Genomic DNA, 17,727 nt, shown 5'->3' on the forward strand with positions numbered 1-17,727 from the left:
TTCCTCGTCAGGGTTGCGCGCCCGGTTCCTTGAGCAGGCCGGACGCGGTCAATGTGGCCTTCGCCGCCGGGATCGACAAGCGCCGGTTGCGGCGGCGGCTGGCATCCTCCTCCAGCGCCTCCGCGGTGCGCAGGATTGTCAGATAGTCCCGCTCGATCCGCCGCATCACCCAAGCCACTACATCGGGATTTGCGACGATCTCGTGACGATCGAGCAACTGTTGCAGGATGTCCGATGCCAACGCGTCATCAGGCTGCTCGATCCGTGCGATCGGGCTGGCATTGAGCCGCGAGCGCAGGTCGGGCAGCTTGACCTGCCAGATTGGCGGCGCATCGTCGGCGACCAGGAACAGCGGCCGATGCGCCGCCTGCGCGTCGTTCCAGGCATGGAACAGCAACGTCTCGCTCTGCCGGTCGGCCTCGTCGATCATCGTCCCGCCGCTGCGCACCGCCATGGTCCGCGCGAGCAGGCTGCGGCCGGACTTGCGCGGGCCGGTGATGATCGCCGCCATCACCGGCCAGGTCGCCCAGTGCTCGAGGATATGGACGGCTTTGGCGTTGCCCTCACCGACCAGGAACTTGTCCTCACGCGCGCCGGCCGGCCGGTCGAGCGGCAGAGCAAACTGGCTCATCCGTCGCTGTCGTTCCCGGCTTCGGCCGGTGGCGTCGCGGCCGCCGCCGGCGCGCTGCCCCCGCCCCGGCGGATGCGCAGCACGCCCGGCCCTTCCTCGACCTGCCAGCCGCGCGCCCGCAATGCCGCGGTCAGCGACGCCTGATTGCCCTCGAAGGTCACGCGCATCACCGAGATCCCGCCCAGCGCCATGCTAGTGGTGCTCGCGGACGTGACGCCGGGCACGCCGCGCACCGCCGATTCGCCGCTGGTCAGCGCCGCGACGTTGGGCGTGTCGAACTGGACGGTAAAGGCCGCCCCGGCGGTCGCCCCCGCGACGATCTCGCCGGTATCGACCAGCGCTTCCTCGCCGGTCTCCTCCACTGGCAGCTCGGGCCTGGGCGGCTCGGTGACGAGCAGCCGGTCGGTGCGCAGCAGCCCGGCGCGCATCGCGTCCTGATAGGCCTTGTCGATCCGCTGGATCCCGGCATCGATCAGCGCGGGCAGCGCATTGCCGTCGTTCACGCGCAGCACGAACTGCGCGATGCGGCGATTGTCGGGCCCGTGCCCCGCGGTGAACACCCCGACGATCGGCCCGCCGGGATAGCTCCGGCGCAGCTCCACGGTCGGGATCAGCACGTCGTCGGCGCCATATTGGTCGAGGATCGCGCGCCACCAGCCGCGCCCGCGCCGCGCCGTCTGCCCGGCGTTCATCAGCAGCCGGTCGGGCCCGCCGCCCGCCGGACGCACATAGTCGATCGCGCTGTTGCCGGTGCGGAATCGCTTCCACCCGTCGAGGAACACGCTGTTCCCCTCGAACACGCGATGCGCGCCGCCCGAGACCTGCACCGGGATCAGCAGCATCGGCGGCGAGCGCGTCATCTGTGCCGCGACGCCGAGCAGCGATGCCGCGCGGTTGCGGTCGAACAGCACGCCGAGCTTCGCGACATAGCGGTTGGGGCCGATCTGCTCGCGCTCGACGATGATCCCGGTGACCATCCCATCGAGCGCCGAATCGCCCAGGGTGGAACCATGCCCGGTGAGCCGTTGGGCGAGCATGCCCCACGCCTTGCGCTGCGCCAGCCGCCAGCCGCCGAGCCGCGCCGACTCCGCGTCCTTGGCGCGGACATCGACGGTGACGCCGCTCACCTCGAAGCTGCCCGAGCTGTCGCCCGAAGCGGGCCCCGCCTCGGCCTTGCCCGTGCTCTTGCCGACTTGCGCGAGGGCAAAACCTGCCGTCGCGAGCAGGGCAACCGCGGCCGTGGCGGCGAAAACGGGGGAGATGCGACGCGACATTCGCCGCCCTTTTGGCGAAGCAGGCGTGGAAATCCAAGCGCGATATCGCTAGGCGCACGCGCATGACCGATCCCAAGCCCTATACCTATGCCCAGGCGGGCGTCTCGATCGATGCCGGCAACGCGCTGGTCAAGGCGATCGCCCCGCTCGCCCGCTCCACCCGCCGCCCTGGCGCCGACGCCGATCTCGGCGGGTTTGGCGGGTTGTTCGACTTGAAGGCCGCAGGCTTCACCGATCCGCTGCTGGTCGCGGCGAACGACGGCGTCGGTACCAAGCTCAAGCTCGCGATCGAGCATGACCACCACGACGGTGTGGGGATCGATCTGGTCGCGATGTGCGCCAACGACCTGGTCGTGCAGGGCGCCGAGCCGCTGTTCTTTCTCGACTATTACGCCTCGGGCAAGCTCGTCCCCGGCGTCGCCGAGCGCGTGATCGCCTCGATCGCCGAGGGCTGCCGCCAGGCCGGCTGCGCGCTGATCGGCGGCGAGACCGCCGAGATGCCCGGCATGTACGCCGATGGCGACTATGACCTCGCCGGCTTCTGCGTCGGCGCGGTCGAGCGCGACCGGCTGCTCGACGGCACGAAGATCGCGCCGGGCGACGTCCTGCTCGGCCTCGCCTCGACCGGCGTGCATTCGAACGGCTATTCGCTGGTCCGCCGCCTCGCCGCGGACAAAGGCTGGAAGCTCGATCGCCCCGCGCTGTTCGACCAGGAGACGCTCCTGCTCGACGCGCTGATGGCGCCGACCCGCATCTATGTGAAGAGCCTGCTCCCGCTGCTGCGCGACGGCGCGATCAACGGGCTCGCCCATATCACCGGCGGCGGCCTGCTCGAGAATATCCCGCGCGTGCTGCCCGAGGGCTGCCATGCCCGGGCCGACGCCGACGCCTGGACCCAGCCGCGGCTGATGGCCTTCCTCCAGGCGCAGGGCAGCATCGAGCCCGAGGAAATGGCGCGCACCTTCAACTGCGGGATCGGCATGGTCGCGGTGGTTTCACCCGACAAGGCCGACGCGGTCGAGCAAGCGCTCGAAGCCGCGGGCGAGACCGTCCACCGCATCGGCACGATCGAGGCGGGCCAGCGCGGCTGCACTGTCGCCGGCAGCGCCGAGACTTGGAGCGCCCGCGCGGCCTGGTCCGCCACGCATAATGCCTAAGCGACATAATCTCCCCTCCCGCTTGCGGGAGGGGTCGGGGGAGGGTCTGTCCTCCTTCCTTCCGTTCGCCGCTTGCCGACACGCCCTCCCCCAGCCCCTCCCCCAAGCGGGAGGGGGGCGGTGAAGCGCCGTCTCGGTATCCTGATCTCCGGCCGCGGCTCCAATATGATGGCGCTGGCCGAGTTCGCGCGCGACCCGGCCAACCCCTACACAGTCGCGCTGGTCGCCTCGGACAAGCCCGAAGCCCCCGGCCTCGCCTGGGCCGAAACGAACGGCATCGCCACCTTCGCGCAATCGCCCAAGGGCATGCCCAAGGCCGAGTACGAGGCGAAGATCGACGCCGCGCTCCGCGAAGCCGGCGTCGAAGCCATCGCCCTCGCCGGCTATATGCGCCTGCTCAGCGACGCGTTCGTCGCGCGCTGGCGCGGGCGGATCGTCAACATCCACCCCTCGCTGCTGCCTAAATACAAGGGCCTCGACACCCACGCCCGCGCCATCGAGGCGGGCGACGCTGCGGGCGGCTGCTCGGTCCATATCGTCACCGAGGAGCTCGACGGGGGCGAGGTGCTCGGCCAGGCTGAAGTGCTGATCCTCCCCGGCGACACGCCCGACAGCCTCGCGCAGCGCGTACTCGCCGAGGAACATCGGCTCTATCCCCGCATTGTCGCGGAATGGCTGAGCAGATGAACCCCGAGGCGGCAGCGGCGCTCGACAAGCTCCGCGCCGCCGCGCTCGCACTGCCCGAGAGCGACGAGAAGCTGTCGCACGGCATGCCCGCCTTCTTCATCCAGAAGGGCAAGATGTTCGCCTATTTCTGGCACCATCATCACGGCGACGACGTCACCGCGGCGATCGTCAAGACCAGCGGGCCGGAGGAACAGGCGATGCTGATCGAGATGGAGCCGGACCTCTATTATCGCCCGCCCTATTTCGGCCCGTCGGGCTGGGTCGGTATGCATCTCGACCGAGACGCCACCGACTGGGACCGCGTCGCCGATCGCGTCGCGATCAGCTGGGAACTCGTCGCCCCGCGCCGCCTGTTAGAGGTTGGCGGACGTTAGATGGTTCACGCGAAGGCGCTACGGCGCGAAGAAGGGTAGTTCGCGCAGAGCCGCGGAGACGCAGAGGTGTTCAGAGCTTGGCGCGAAGCGCCGAACATCACCAATGGAACGGAAAGCGGCATCGTTGGAAGAATGAGAGCCGCTGACGCGGCGGCGTAAGCTCTCCGCGTCTCCGCGGCTCTGCGCGAGCAATTTCTTGCTTCTCTTCGCGCCTTAGCGCCTTCGCGTGAACCACTCTCTTGCTCTCTTAGCCCCCGCCCCCCAAACAGGGCCGATGCTGAAGGTCGCCAGCTACAATATGCGCAAGTCGATCGGCACCGACCGGCGGCGGCGGCCCGAGCGCACGCTGGAAGTGCTGCGCGAGATCGACGCCGACGTGGTCGCGCTGCAGGAGGCCGACCGCCGCTTCGGCGCCAAACAGGGGGTCATCACCCCGCACCTGCTCGAGGAACACAGCCCGTGGAAAGCGGTGCAGTTCGGCGTCCGCACGGGCAGCATGGGCTGGCACGGCAATGCGATCCTGGTGCGCAAGGAGGCGCAGGTCCTCGATTGCGAGATCCTGCACCTGCCCGCGCTGGAGCCGCGCGGCGCGGTGATGGCTGACCTGCGCGTCAATGGCGAACTGCTCCGCGTGGTCGGCATGCACCTCGACCTGTCAGGCCTGTGGCGCCGGCGTCAGGCGCACGCGATCCTCGCCCATCTCGACGCCAGCGCGCGACGGTTGCCGACGGTGATGATGGGCGACCTCAACGACTGGACCGCCCAGTCGGGCTGCCTGCGCGATTTCGGCCGGCATTTCACCTTCGCCGAGACCGGCCGCTCGTTCCACGCCCGCCGTCCGGTGGCGCGGCTCGACCGGATCATGGTTTCATCCGAGCTGTCGGTGTCCGAGAGCGGCGTGCATGACAGCGCCGCGGCGCGCACCGCATCCGATCATTTGCCCGTCTGGGCAGCTGTGGCACGGAGCTGAGATGCGCGACCGCGAACTCCGCCTCGCCCTGGTCTGCTATGGCGGCATCAGCCTCGCCGTCTACATGCACGGCATCACCAAGGAGATCTGGCACCTCGCCCGTGCCAGCCGCGCGCATCATGACGGCGACGCGCCGGGAACGGGGACCGAGGCAATCTATCACGCGCTGTTCGACGAGATCGGCGAGGCGACCGGTATCCGCTTGCGCACGATCGTCGACATCGTCGCCGGAGCGAGCGCGGGCGGCATCAACGGCATCTTTCTGGCCCAGGCGATCGCCACTGGCCAGTCGCTCGACCCGCTCACCGATCTGTGGCTCGAGGTCGCCGATGTCGAGGCGCTGCTCAACCCCGAGCACGGCCCCTCCCACAAGCTCGCCAAGATCTGGGCGCTGCCGATCGCCTGGATGCTCGCGCGCGACGGTTCGACCGTCGACCAGACCGTCGAGAGCGGCGCGCGCGAGGAGGTCCGCGCCAAGCTCGAGAAGTTCGTCCGCTCGCGCTGGTTCGAACCGCCCTTCGGCGGCAAGGAACTGCTCGGCATGATGCTCGACGCGCTCGACGCGATGGCGAAGACGCCCGCCGGCCCGCGGCTGCTGCCGGCCGGACAGCCGCTCGACCTGTTCGTCACCGTCACCGATTTCCGCGGCCATCCCGAGCGGCTCAAGCTCAACTCGCCGCCTGAGGTGGTCGAGACCGAGCACCGCCTCGTCTTCTCCTTCAGCGATCATGGCGATGCGGCGGCCGAGCTCGCGCATCCCGCCGAACTCGCCTTCGCCGCGCGCGCCACCTCCAGCTTCCCCGGCGCCTTCCCGCCCGCGACCGTCGGCGAGCTCGACGCGCTGCTCGCCGCGCGCAGCATGGCCTGGCCGGGCCGCGAGGCGTTCCTCGAACATGTCCTGCCGCGCCAGTACGCCGCCGGTGCCGCGGACAAGGCCGCGCTGATCGACGGCTCAGTGCTCGCCAACGCGCCCTTCCGTCCGGCGATCGACGCGCTCAAGGAACGCCCGGCGCGCCGCCAGATCGACCGCCGCTTCGTGTTCGTCGACCCGACGCCCGGCCACCGCCTCGGCTTCTACAGCGAGGCGCCGGACAATCCCGGCTTCTTCCAGACGATCATCGGCGCGCTCTCCGAACTGCCCCGCCAGCAGCCGATCCGCGACAATCTCGAAGCGCTCAGCCTGCGCTCGGCGCGGATCGAGCGCATGCTGGCGATCGTCGAGCGCATCCGCGCCGAGGTCGAGGGGCAGGTCGAATCGCTGTTCGGCTACACGCTGTTCCTCGACTATCCGACACCCAAGCGCCTCGCCGCCTGGCGCAGCCGCGCGCAGGTCGCCGCGGCGGCCAAGGCCGGCTATGGCCATGCCGCCTATGGCATGCTCAAGGTCGAGGGGGTCGCCGACCGCATCGCGACGCATCTCCACCAGATCGGCGACCAGCCCGGCCCCGACCGCTGGCGGCGCCTGCGCGACGCGGTCGGCGCGGAGATCCTGCGCCGCCGCGCCGACGATTTCGGCACCAGCCACCCCGGTTCGGCCAGCCCGGCGACGCTCGACCTGCTGCGCGCGCACGATCTCGGTTTCCGCATCCGCCGCCTGCGTCTGCTCGCGCGGCGCATGACCGAGCTCGACCAGGAGCATGAGAATGCCGAGCTGACCCCGATGCGCGACGCGATCTACGAATCGCTCGCCGCCTATCTCGAATGCCAGCGCGCCGATCCGTTCCTCGGGCTGCGCGAGGCGGTGCGCGCCGCCGATCTCGACATCGCCGCGCTGCTCGACGCGCTCGCCGGCCGGATGGAGCTGCGCACGCTCGACCGCGAGACCGACGAGCGCCTCTCCGCCGGCCTTTCCGCGCTGTCGAAGGACATGCGTCGCCCGATGCTGCTCGCATATCTCGGTTTCCCCTTCTTCGACATCGCGACGCTGCCGCTGCTCCAGGGCGAGGGGCTCAACGAATTCGACCCGATCCGCGTCGACCGCATCTCGCCCGACGACGCCACCTCGATCCGCAAGGGCGGGGCGCAGGCGACCTTGAAGGGCATCCAGTTCAACAATTTCGGCGCCTTCTTCAGCCGCGCCTATCGGGAGAATGACTATCTCTGGGGACGCCTCCACGGTGCCGAGCGGCTCGTCGACATCCTGCTCTCGACTCTCCCCGCCAATACGACGCTCGAGCCCGGCCGGGTCGCCTCGGTCAAGCGCGAGATCTTCCTGGCGATTCTCGATGAGGAGGAACCGCGTCTGAAATCGATCCCCTCGCTCTTTGCGCAACTGCGCGCCGAGATCGGCTGAGGCTGGCCAATCCGCTGCGCCCAGCTTAAAGCTACCCGAAACGACAAGAACAAGGGCGCGCACCGCGAATGCAGTTTCTCAAGGCATTGTTCTGGTTCCTGATCCTCGGTCTCGTCGCGGCCTTTGCGGTGACCAACTGGCATCCGGTCGAAATCCAGCTGTGGAGCGGCCTCGTCGCCGATGTGAACCTGCCGTTCCTGCTGTTCGTCGTGTTCCTCGCCGGCTTCCTGCCCATGCTGCTGCTGTTCCACACGGTGCGCTGGCGGCTGCGCCAGCGGATCGGGATGCTCGAACGGACGGTCGAGGAGATGCGCAACCTCCATGCCGCTTCGCCCGCCGCATCGGGCATGCCGATCCAGCCCGATCCCGGGCTTGAGCCGGCAGAAACCCCCGCCGCCCCGCCGCTGGTGGCGCCATGAGCTCCCCGATCTACGTCGCCCTCGACACTCCCGATCTCGACCGCGCCAAGGCGATCGCCAAGCGCGTCCGCCACCATGTCGGCGGGATCAAGCTCGGGCTCGAATTCTTCATGGCCAATGGCCGCGCCGGCGTGCACGAGATGGCCGATATCGGCCTGCCGATCTTCCTCGACCTGAAGTTCCACGACATCCCCAACACCGTCGGCAAGGCGGTGCAGGCCCTGCGCCCGCTCGAGCCCGCGATCATCACCGTCCACGCCGCCGGCGGCCGCGCGATGCTGGAGGACGCCAAGGCCGCCGCGCCCAACGGCACCAAGGTGGTCGCGGTGACGATGCTCACCAGCCTCGACGCCAGCGACTTGCGCTCGATCGGCCTTTCGCCCGATCCGCATGAGCAGGTCGTGCGCCTCGCCGAGCTCGCCAGATCGGCGGGCGTCGACGGCATCGTCTGCTCGGGCGCGGAAGTGAAAGCCGCACACGATGCATGGAAGGACGGCTTCTTCGTCATCCCCGGCGTGCGCCCGTCGAACGGCAATTCGGGCGACCAGAAGCGCGTCGTCACGCCACGCGCCGCGCTCGACGCCGGCGCCTCGATCCTCGTCATCGGCCGCCCGATCACCCAGGCGGCCGATCCCGACCTCGCCGCACGCGAGATCGAGGCGACGCTTTGAGGCTCGCGCTGGCTGGGCCGGTGCTGCTCACCGCCTGCGCTCACGGCACGACAGGCGGCCAGGCAATAGGGGCGGATATTGCCATTCTCCCGCCAGCGACCATTGCCGAGATGTTGCACCAGTGCTCTCGCGAAGCTCCCGCCAGCGGTACCGGCAGCTGGCAACCTACAATATCCGACATTGCGAAGCTTGAAGCCGCCCTGCCTGATGCGCTTGCATCTACAAACCCTCGGGGCGGTGAGGATCTTCGCAACGCGCCAACCGGCTGGAGGCGCCAATATGTCGGTATCGTTCGTGATGGACGTCGTTACATCTATGGCAACTTCATACCGAAGGGTGTCGTTGAGCCGTCGATGATGAACTGGCGGCGCGAGCCCGTGCGAATCTGCGATGGTGGCCCAACGTTCTTTGGGGTCGAGTATGATGTTGCGAACGCGCGAGTCACTCACTTGGCCTTTAATGGTGCTATCTGAAAATCATCTGATGGAAATTCGCCCCGCGACCCCGGCCGATCTCTCGCGCCTCCACCCGGTCGTCGAGCGCGCCTATCGCGGCGACAGCGCCCGTGCCGGCTGGACGCATGAAGCCGATCTCGTCTCGGGTGAGCGCACCGATCTCGAAACCCTCCGCTCGCTGCTCGACGGCGACAGCCGCCTGCTGATCGCGCTCGACGAGGATACGATCCTCGGCTGCGTCAACGTCGCGAACCGTGGCGACGGCCTCGCCTATCTCGGCCTGCTCTGCGTCGATCCGCAGCTCCAGGCCGGCGGCATCGGCAAGCAGCTGGTCGCCGCCGCCGAAGCCACCGCGCGCGATAGCTTCGCCGCGACCCGTATCGAGATGACGGTGATCGAGCGCCGCGCCGAACTGATCGCCTGGTATCTCCGCCATGGCTATGCCGCTTCGGGCGAGATCCGTCCCTTCCCGGTCCCGCTCGATCCACCGCTGTCGATGACCGTGCTGGTCAAGCAATTGGCCGCCTGAGCCGCCCCGCACCAACTTCCGCTTGCCGAATCGCCTCCGCCGCCCGATGGACGGTGGCAATGCCGGTCACCGCCAAGATCTGTGGCCTCTCCACGCCCGCGACGCTCGATGCGGCCGTGGCCGGCGGCGCGAGCCATGTCGGCTTGGTCTTCTTCCCGCCCTCGCCGCGCCACGTGACCTTCGACCAGGCCGCCGCGCTCGCCGCGCGCGTGCCGGCGCAGGTGGGCAAGGTCGGCGTGTTCGTCGATCCCGAGGATGCGCTGCTCGACCAGGCGATCCGCGCCGCCCGGCTCGACGCGATCCAGCTCCACCGCACCACCCCCGAGCGCGCCGCAGAGATCGGTGCCCGCACGCGCCTGCCCGTCTGGGCGGCCGTCGCGGTCAAGACCCGCGCCGATCTCGACATCGCCAACGCCTATCGCGGCGCCGTCCAGCGGTTGCTCTACGACGCCAAGGTGCCCGACGACGCCAAGCTCCCCGGCGGCATGGGGCTGCGCTTCGACTGGACCTTGCTCCAGGGCTTCACCCACCCGTTGCCCTGGGCGCTGTCCGGCGGGCTCGACCCCACGAACGTCGCCGAAGCGGTGGGGATCACCGGCGCGCGGCTGGTCGACGTCTCGTCCGGAGTCGAGTCCGCGCCGGGCGTCAAGGACGAGGCGAAGATCGCGGCGTTCCTCAAAACCGTCGCGTCACTGTAACGGCTTGGCGCAGCGCGAGGACGCGCCTAAACGCCCTTCACGATGAACGTCCCCAACTCCCTTCGCGCCCAGCCTGACGAGCGCGGGCATTTCGGCCAGTTCGGCGGCCGCTACGTCGCCGAGACACTGATGCCGCTGATCCTCGACCTCGAGCGCGAGTATCGTGCGGCCAAGGTCGATCCGGCATTCAAGGCGCAGTTCGACGGCCTCATGACACATTATGTCGGCCGCCCCTCGCCGCTCTACTTCGCCGAGCGGCTGACCGCGCATTACGGCGGCGCGAAGATCTACTTCAAGCGCGAGGAGCTCAACCACACCGGCGCGCACAAGATCAACAACTGCATCGGCCAGATCCTGCTCGCCATCCGCATGGGCAAGACGCGGATCATCGCCGAGACCGGCGCGGGCCAGCATGGCGTCGCTACCGCCACTGTCGCCGCGCGCTTCGGGCTGCCCTGCACCATCTTCATGGGCGCCAAGGATATCGAGCGTCAGCAGCCCAACGTGTTCCGCATGAAGCTGCTCGGCGCCGAGGTGCGGCCCGTCACCAGCGGTTCGCAAAGCCTCAAGGATGCGATGAACGAGGCGCTGCGCGACTGGGTCGCGACCGTCCACGACACCTTCTACATCATCGGCACGGCGGCAGGCCCGCACCCCTACCCTGAGCTGGTACGCGATTTCCAGAGCGTGATCGGCACCGAGAGCCGCGCGCAGATGCTCGAGGCCGAGGGTCGCCTGCCCGACCTGCTGATCGCCGCGGTCGGCGGGGGCAGCAACGCGATCGGCCTGTTCCACCCCTTCCTCGACGATCCCGACGTCGCGATGATCGGCGTCGAGGCCGCGGGCAAGGGCATCGATACCAATGAGCATGCCGCCAGCCTCACCGGCGGCGCGCCGGGCATCCTCCACGGCAACAAGACCTATCTGCTGCAGGACGAGGACGGCCAGATCACCGAGGCGCATTCGATCAGCGCCGGCCTCGACTATCCCGGCATCGGCCCCGAGCATAGCTGGCTGCACGAGAGCGGCCGGGTGGAATATCTGCCGATCACCGACACCCAGGCGCTCGACGCGTTCCAGCTCTGCTGCAAGCTCGAAGGCATCATCCCCGCGCTCGAAAGCTCGCATGCGCTGGCAGCATTGGAGCTCAAGGCACGGGAAATGAACGAGGATCAGATCATCCTGGTCAACGTCTCGGGCCGCGGCGACAAGGATATCTACACCGTCGCGCAGGCGATGGGGGCGGAGATATGAAGAGCAGGATTGCCGCTGAATCTGCATTTCAGATCGGGCTGTTTTTGGGAATCGTTACAATTGGCTTTGCGGTTTCGACGATACTCGCACGCGCTGAAGTGCCAGGCGCTCGACTGATCGGAACCGCAGTGACGATAACGCTGATTTTCACAATCCTGTTAAAGTGGGAGCGTTTCTTCAACCGCTTCTGGCCGCGAGCGAAGAGATGACCCGCCTTACCTCCGCCTTCGCCGCTGCCGCGTCCCAGCATCGAGCCGCTCTCGTCACCTTCGTCACCGCGGGTGACGGCGATACCGCCGCGATCCTCGACGCGCTCGTTGCGGGCGGCGCCGATGTGATCGAGCTCGGCATGCCCTTCACCGATCCGATGGCCGATGGCCCGGCGATCCAGGCCGCCAACCTGCGCAGCCTCGCCGCGGGCACGCGCACCGCCGACGTGCTCGCCATCGCCGCCGCCTTCCGTCAGCGGCACCCGGAGGTGCCGCTGGTGCTGATGGGCTATGCCAACACCATGACCCGCCCGACGCCTGAGGCTTTCGCCCAGAGCGCCGCGGACGCGGGGGTGGACGGCACGATCATCGTCGATATCCCGCCCGAGGAGGCCGACGAGATCGCGCCCTTCGCCGCGCACGGCATCGCCACGATTCGCCTCGCCACCCCGACCACCGACGCCGCACGCCTGCCCGCAGTGCTGAACGGCGCGAGCGGCTTCCTCTACTACGTCTCGGTCGCGGGCATCACCGGCCTGCAACAGGCCGCGCAGGACAGCATCGAGGCCGCGGTCGCGAAGCTCAAGGCCGCCACCGACCTGCCCGTCGCAGTCGGTTTCGGCGTGCGCACCCCCGAGCAGGCCGCGGCGATCGGCCGCGTCGCCGATGGCGTCGTCGTCGGCTCGGCGATCATCGACCTGATCGCGCAGCACGGCGCCGATGCGCCCGCCGCGGTCCGCACCTATATCGAATCTCTCGGCGACGCCTTGAAGGCCGCCCGAAAGGACGCTTATGTTTAAGGAGAATTGGGCATGAGCTGGCTCACCCGCGTCCGCAACGCGATCTCCCTCGTCATCCCCAACAAGGCGGAGACGCCCGACAATCTCTGGCACAAGTGCAAGGGCTGCGGGCAGATGGTGTTCACCAAGGAACTCCAGGAAAATCTCTCGGTCTGCCCGATCTGCGACCATCATGAGCGCATCGGCGGCAAGACGCGCTTCGACCAGCTGTTCGACCCGGGCTACACGGTGCTGCCGAGCCCGCGCGCGACCGAGGACCCGCTCAAGTTCCGCGACCAGAAACCCTATCCCGCGCGCCTCAAGGCCGCGCGCGCCAGCACCGGCGAGCAGGACGCCTTCCTCAACGCCAGCGGCACGATCCTCGGCCACAAGGCGGTGGTCGGCGTGCAGGATTTCGCCTTCATGGGCGGATCGATGGGCCAGGCGGTGGGCGAGGCGTTCATCGCCGGTGTCGAGGCCGCGATCGCCGCACGCGCGCCGTACATCGTGTTCACCGCCAGCGGCGGTGCGCGCATGCAGGAGGGCATTCTCAGCCTGATGCAGATGCCGCGCAGCACCGTCGCCATCTCGATGCTCCACGATGCGGGCCTGCCCTATATCGTGGTGCTCACCGACCCGACTTCGGGCGGCGTGATGGCGGCGTACGCGATGCTCGGCGACGTCCAGATCGCCGAGCCCAAGGCGACCCTCGCCTTCACCGGCCGCCGCGTGATCGAGAACACGATCCGCGAGAAGCTGCCCGACGATTTCCAGACGTCGGAATATTATCTCGACCACGGCCTGATCGACATGGTCGTCCACCGCAAGGCGCTACGCGAGAAGCTGGGCCAGCTGATCGGGCTGCTGTGCGGCAAGGAGAAGGCGGCGGCCTGACCCTCGCGGCGCATATGCCCGACCACGCCACCTCCACCCATTCCGGTGTCCAGCGCCAGCTCGATCGCCTCTGGGCGCTCGGCCCCGGCGCCGACATCCTCGGGCTCGAGCGCATCACGCAATTGCTCGATCGCGTCGGCAACCCGCACCTCGCGCTCCCGCCGGTGCTCCATGTCGCGGGCACCAACGGCAAGGGCTCGACCTGCGCCTTTCTCCGCGCGGCGATCGAAGCCGCCAGCCTCACCGCGCACGTCTATTCGAGCCCGCACCTCGTCCGCTTCAACGAGCGCATCCGCCTCGCCGGCAAGCTGATCGACGACGACGCGCTCGCCGCGCTGCTCGAGGAAGTGCTCGATACCGGCGGCGATATCGGCGCCAGCTTCTTCGAAGTCACCACCGCCGCCGCCTTCCTCGCCTTCTCGCGCACGCCGGCCGACGCCTGCGTGATCGAGGTCGGCCTCGGCGGCCGGCTCGATGCCACCAACGTGATCCCCGCCCCCGCCGCTTGCGCGATCGCCCAGCTCGGCATCGACCATCAGGCGTTCCTGGGCGACACCGCCGAAGCCATCGCCGCAGAGAAGGCCGGCATCGCCAAGCCCGGCATCCCGCTCGTCACCATGTCCTATCCCGGCCTGGTCGCCGCCCGCATCGCCGAGGTCGCGACGGCCGCGGGCGCTCCACTGCTCGCACGCGGCGAGGCCTGGGACTTCGAGATCGCAAACGACCGCCTCCGCTATCGCGACGCCAGCGGCTCCCTCGAAACGCCGCTCCCCACCCTCGCCGGTCCGCACCAGCCCGCCAATCTCGCACTCGCCCTCGCCACGCTGCGCCACCAGCGGCGGCTCCAGCTCCCGCCCGCCGCGCTCATCGCGGCCGCAACCACCGCCCGCTGGCCCGCGCGCATGCAGCGCCTGACCGATGGCCCCTTGCTCGCCCTGCTCCCGCCCGGCAGCCAGTTGTGGCTCGACGGCGGCCACAACGAGGCCGCGGCCCACTCGGTCAGCGCCGCGCTCGCCGAGGTCGCGGGCGAGCGCCCCGTCCACCTCGTCCTCGGCATGCTGTCCAACAAGGACGCGACCGGCCTGCTCGCCCCCTTTGTCCCGCTGGCTGGATCGCTCACCGCGATTCCCGTGCCGGGCCACGCGCATCACCCGCCGGCGGACCTCGCCGAAGCCGCCCGCCGGCTCGGCATCGCGACCGCCGACACCGCCGAAAGCCCCGAATCCGCCCTCCACCTGATCGCATCCCGGCTTCCTCCACGCGAAGCACCGCCGGTCATCCTCATCCTCGGCTCGCTCTACCTCGCAGGTGAAGTGCTCCGCGCGAACGATGAGCTGCCCGACTGATCCTTATTGCGATTGACTATCAATAACAGCCTGTCAGGATAGCCGGACGAATCGACTCCGGAGTCCCGCATGACCGCACTCGCCACGCTTGGCCACGCCCTGCCCCGCATCCAGCCGGAGGATCCGGGCGCGCGGCTGTTGCTGTTCGGCATCCGTCAGCTCGGCGCCAACGGCCTGTCGGACGCCGCCGCGGCGCACGCCTTCGTCACCGCCTTTGGCAAGGGTTTCCGCCGCCCGCTCCTGCTGCTGCGCACCCTGATGGCCGAGATGTCGGCGGCCTCGTCGGGCCCGATCCAGATCGCGCCCTGGTGCTGCGCGCGGATGACCGGGGCCGAGGGCGCGCTGCTCGACGTCATCGCCTGCGCCCCGCTCGATCCCGAGCGTGCACGCCTGCTCCTCGCCGACCTGCTCGGCGCGCGGCGCGTCGACGGGGTGCTCGCCACCGCCCACGCACTGTCCAACGCCTTCGCCGACGCCGGGCTTCCGCTCGAAGCCTAGCCCGCCTTCGCGCGCAGCCGCGCCAGCGTGTCCGCGACCCAGCGGTACATCTCGGCCTCCGCCGCGCGCTGCTGCCGGTCGAGCCGCTTGGCCCGCACCTCGACCTCCTCCAGCACCTTGCGTGCCTTGTTCTCCCAGCCCTCGGCGAGCAGCAGCGCGGCATAGCGGCACCGCGCCTCCTCGCCCGGGAGTCGGGTCACGACATCGGCATAGAGCGCCAGCGCCTCCGCGTTGCGTCCGACATGCTCGAGCATCCGCGCGCGCAGCAGTCCCTGCCGGTCGCGCTCGCTCTGCCCGGCGGGCGGCTCCAGTGCATCGAGCAGCGCCAGCGCCTCACCCGCATGCCCCTGCTCGAAGATCGTGCGCGCCAGCTTGGCCTGCGTCCGCGCGTCGGGCGGTGCCTTGGCCACCGCTGCACGATAAGCCGCCTCCGCCTCGCTCCACCGGCCGAGATCGCTCGCGGCGTCGCCCAGGCGCACCTGGTTCGCGGCGGTATCGGTCAGTTCCAGCGCCTCACGCGCCGCGCGCAGCTCGCGCTCGGGGTCGAGCGCCGCGGCCGCCTTGGCCTGCACCGTGCGCACATGCCGGTTGCCCTGCAGCCCGGGCAGGATCTCGACGATGAAATAGGCGATCGCGCCGACCATCGGCAGGAAGATCAGCGCGGTCAGCCACAGCGGGTTGCGCCCGGTCTTCACTAGATGCACCACGCATGCGACCTGGATCGCGATGATGCCGAGCCAGGCGATCATGCCGGGTTGCGGATCACCGGCGGCTCGGGCGCGTCCGGTTCCGCGTCGGCGCGCGCGTCGCCCTCGCCCGCGGTCCCGGCGTCGCCGATCGAGCGGTCGACCAGCCCGGTGCGCATCATCCACCAGAAGATGACGATCCCCGGCACCGCCACCAGTCCGGTGAGCAGGTAGAAGTTCACATAGCCCATCGCCTCGATCAGCGATCCCGCGCTGGTCCCGGTGATGAAGCGCCCGACGATGCTCGCCGCGGCCGAGATCAGCGCGTACTGCGCCGCCGTGTAGCGCAGATCGGTCAGCGCCGAGAAATAGGCGACCAGCACCACGCCGCCGATGCCGCTCGCGAAATTCTCGAAGCACATCGATGCCGCCATCACCACGTTGGAATGGCCGATCGCGGCAAGCCCGGCGAAGGAGAGGTTCGAGATCGCCATCAGCACCAGGCTGATCAGCACCGACCGCTTCATCCCGATCCGGACATAGAGGATGCCCCCCACGAAAATGCCGATCATCAGCGCGAAGAAGCCGAGCCCGACATCGTAGAAAGCGATCTCGTCGTTGCTGAAGCCAAGGTCGTCGAACAGCAGCCGCACGGTGAGCTGGCTCAGCGTGTCGCCGAGCTTGTGGACGAGAATGAACAGCAGCACGATCAGCGCACCCTCGCGCGTGAAGAACTGCTGGAAGGGTCCCCAGATCGACTTGGCGACCTGGCCGATACCCTTCCGCTCGGCGGGGGCGCGATGGCGCGGCGGCTCGCCGACCACCAACCCGGCGATCACCGCGGGCAGGACGAACAGCGCGCAGGCGATATAGGCCGCCTCCCAGCCCGCGCGCGCCGCGATCACCAGCGCCAGCGCGCCGGCGCTCGCCGATCCGATCCGCCAGCCATATTGCGACATGCCCGAGCCGACGCCGAGCTGGCGCGGCTCGAGGATCTCGATGCGGAAACCGTCGATCACGATGTCATAGGTCGCGCCCGCCACACCGACCAGGATCGCCGCGGTGATGATCGGCATGATGTTGCTGGGGTCGGGCGGCGTCAGCGCCAGGTTGATCACGGCCGCGGCGACCAGCACCGCCGAGACGATCAGCCACGACACGCGCTGGCCCAGCCGGCCGAGCAGCGGAATGCGCACGCCGTCGACCACCCATGCCCAGATCCATTTGAGGTTGTAGACCAGGATCGCCAGCGTGAAGGCGGTGATGGTCGACTTGTCGATCCCCTCCTGCGCCAGCCGCGAGGTCAGCGTCGCGCCGATCATCGCATAGGGAAAGCCCGACGAGATGCCGAGCGCCAGCGCGGCGAGCGGCGCGGTCTCGAAATAAGGGCGCACGGCATCGGGCAGCTCCTCGCGCCAGCTCGCCGGCGCCGCGGCGCGCGCGGCGAGGAACGCCACGATCAGCGCACCCGCGCCGACGAACAGGCCGAAGGACGGCGCGAACACCGCACCCGCCTCGCGCAGCGCCTTGGGCGGGGCATAGATCGTGTAGAGCGATGCGATCAGCACCAGCGCCAGCGCGACGACGCTGCCCGCCACCAGCATCGATGCACCGCCGCGCCGCCGCCACACCAGGCTCGCACCCAGCGTGATCAGGATGATCAGCAGCGCGATGTTGAAGGTCATCGACGGGGCGAGCGTCACGCCGGGCCCGGTCACCCCGCGCGCGATGTCGAACCCGCGGCCGACGATCGCCTGCGCGCCCTGCAGCGTCACTGACATCCACGGCAGCAGCAGCGATGCCAGCGCGCCGAGCAGCGCGAGCTGCGCGATCACATAGCCGAAGCCGCTCTTGTCCTCAGTCCGCTCCATCCCCGCCCCTTTTTTCGACAAGCGCCGACCCT

General features: G+C 69.1%; 20 protein-coding genes. 16 read left to right on the forward strand and 4 right to left on the reverse strand.

Features of this window, described 5'->3' with window-relative positions:
* Positions 1-7: 7 nt before the first annotated feature.
* Positions 8-631 (reverse strand): P-loop NTPase family protein, encoded by a 624-nt coding sequence (locus OK349_RS02525; RefSeq protein WP_265116256.1) that lies wholly within the window; start codon positions 629-631, stop codon positions 8-10.
* Positions 628-1,905 carry a heavy-metal-associated domain-containing protein gene (locus OK349_RS02530; RefSeq protein WP_265116257.1) on the reverse strand — a complete coding sequence of 426 codons (1,278 nt, stop codon included), beginning with the start codon at positions 1,903-1,905 and terminating at the stop codon, positions 628-630. Before OK349_RS02530 ends, OK349_RS02525 begins: the two co-directional genes overlap by 4 nt.
* A gap of 62 nt (positions 1,906-1,967) precedes the next feature.
* On the opposite strand from OK349_RS02530, the gene purM reads away from it, so the two are divergent.
* The 16 genes from purM to OK349_RS02610 all read left to right on the forward strand — a co-directional run bounded on the left by purM (position 1,968) and on the right by OK349_RS02610 (position 15,138).
* Positions 1,968-3,062 (forward strand): phosphoribosylformylglycinamidine cyclo-ligase, encoded by a 1,095-nt coding sequence (gene purM / locus OK349_RS02535; protein WP_265116258.1) that lies wholly within the window; start codon positions 1,968-1,970, stop codon positions 3,060-3,062.
* Between the two features lie 165 nt (positions 3,063-3,227).
* A complete protein-coding gene (gene purN, locus OK349_RS02540; protein WP_265118516.1) occupies positions 3,228-3,749 on the forward strand; it encodes a phosphoribosylglycinamide formyltransferase in 522 nt (173 codons plus the stop codon).
* A complete protein-coding gene (locus OK349_RS02545; protein WP_265116259.1) occupies positions 3,734-4,123 on the forward strand; it encodes an MmcQ/YjbR family DNA-binding protein in 390 nt (129 codons plus the stop codon). The genes purN and OK349_RS02545 overlap by 16 nt, the downstream gene beginning before the upstream one ends.
* Positions 4,124-4,397: 274 nt before the next feature.
* Positions 4,398-5,093, forward strand: a complete 696-nt coding sequence (locus OK349_RS02550) for an endonuclease/exonuclease/phosphatase family protein (protein WP_265116260.1) — start codon at positions 4,398-4,400, stop codon at positions 5,091-5,093.
* A gap of 1 nt (position 5,094) precedes the next feature.
* Positions 5,095-7,386, forward strand: a complete 2,292-nt coding sequence (locus OK349_RS02555) for a patatin-like protein (RefSeq protein WP_265116261.1) — start codon at positions 5,095-5,097, stop codon at positions 7,384-7,386.
* Between the two features lie 68 nt (positions 7,387-7,454).
* Positions 7,455-7,805, forward strand: a complete 351-nt coding sequence (locus OK349_RS02560) for a LapA family protein (RefSeq protein WP_265116262.1) — start codon at positions 7,455-7,457, stop codon at positions 7,803-7,805.
* Entirely contained in the window at positions 7,802-8,476 is a 675-nt protein-coding gene (pyrF, locus tag OK349_RS02565; RefSeq protein WP_265116263.1) for an orotidine-5'-phosphate decarboxylase, read from the forward strand. Before OK349_RS02560 ends, pyrF begins: the two co-directional genes overlap by 4 nt.
* 20 nt (positions 8,477-8,496) lie before the next feature.
* The gene (locus OK349_RS02570) at positions 8,497-8,949 is read left to right on the forward strand and encodes a hypothetical protein (RefSeq protein WP_265116264.1); all 453 of its coding nucleotides are present in this window, start codon (positions 8,497-8,499) and stop codon (positions 8,947-8,949) included.
* Positions 8,950-8,959: 10 nt separating this feature from the next.
* A complete protein-coding gene (locus OK349_RS02575) occupies positions 8,960-9,460 on the forward strand; it encodes a GNAT family N-acetyltransferase (RefSeq protein ID WP_265116265.1) in 501 nt (166 codons plus the stop codon).
* A 59-nt stretch (positions 9,461-9,519) separates the two neighbouring features.
* On the forward strand, positions 9,520-10,158 hold the full coding sequence (locus OK349_RS02580) for a phosphoribosylanthranilate isomerase (protein ID WP_265116266.1): 639 nt from the start codon (positions 9,520-9,522) through the stop codon (positions 10,156-10,158).
* A 42-nt stretch (positions 10,159-10,200) separates the two neighbouring features.
* Positions 10,201-11,412, forward strand: a complete 1,212-nt coding sequence (gene trpB / locus OK349_RS02585; protein ID WP_265116267.1) for a tryptophan synthase subunit beta — start codon at positions 10,201-10,203, stop codon at positions 11,410-11,412.
* Positions 11,409-11,621, forward strand: coding sequence for a hypothetical protein (locus OK349_RS02590; protein WP_265116268.1), 213 nt, complete (start codon positions 11,409-11,411; stop codon positions 11,619-11,621). The genes trpB and OK349_RS02590 overlap by 4 nt, the downstream gene beginning before the upstream one ends.
* Positions 11,618-12,421, forward strand: a complete 804-nt coding sequence (gene trpA, locus OK349_RS02595) for a tryptophan synthase subunit alpha (protein WP_265116269.1) — start codon at positions 11,618-11,620, stop codon at positions 12,419-12,421. Before OK349_RS02590 ends, trpA begins: the two co-directional genes overlap by 4 nt.
* Positions 12,422-12,433: 12 nt before the next feature.
* The gene (gene accD, locus OK349_RS02600; RefSeq protein ID WP_265116270.1) at positions 12,434-13,294 is read left to right on the forward strand and encodes an acetyl-CoA carboxylase, carboxyltransferase subunit beta; all 861 of its coding nucleotides are present in this window, start codon (positions 12,434-12,436) and stop codon (positions 13,292-13,294) included.
* A gap of 14 nt (positions 13,295-13,308) precedes the next feature.
* Positions 13,309-14,640: a bifunctional folylpolyglutamate synthase/dihydrofolate synthase gene (locus OK349_RS02605; RefSeq protein ID WP_265118517.1), complete on the forward strand. Its 1,332-nt coding sequence runs from the start codon at positions 13,309-13,311 to the stop codon at positions 14,638-14,640.
* Positions 14,641-14,709: 69 nt separating this feature from the next.
* Positions 14,710-15,138 (forward strand): DUF6628 family protein, encoded by a 429-nt coding sequence (locus OK349_RS02610; protein WP_265116271.1) that lies wholly within the window; start codon positions 14,710-14,712, stop codon positions 15,136-15,138.
* Here the strand turns inward: OK349_RS02610 and OK349_RS02615 are convergent.
* Together OK349_RS02615 and OK349_RS02620 are read right to left on the reverse strand one after the other, a co-directional pair.
* Positions 15,135-15,887, reverse strand: coding sequence for a tetratricopeptide repeat protein (locus tag OK349_RS02615; protein ID WP_265116272.1), 753 nt, complete (start codon positions 15,885-15,887; stop codon positions 15,135-15,137). The genes OK349_RS02610 and OK349_RS02615 overlap by 4 nt on opposite strands.
* The gene (locus OK349_RS02620; RefSeq protein ID WP_372340565.1) at positions 15,884-17,281 is read right to left on the reverse strand and encodes an AmpG family muropeptide MFS transporter; all 1,398 of its coding nucleotides are present in this window, start codon (positions 17,279-17,281) and stop codon (positions 15,884-15,886) included. The genes OK349_RS02615 and OK349_RS02620 overlap by 4 nt, the downstream gene beginning before the upstream one ends.
* Positions 17,282-17,727: the final 446 nt, after the last annotated feature.

Origin of the sequence: Sphingomonas sp. BT-65 (assembly GCF_026107375.2) — a bacterium.
Taxonomy (GTDB): Bacteria; Pseudomonadota; Alphaproteobacteria; order Sphingomonadales; family Sphingomonadaceae; genus Sphingomonas.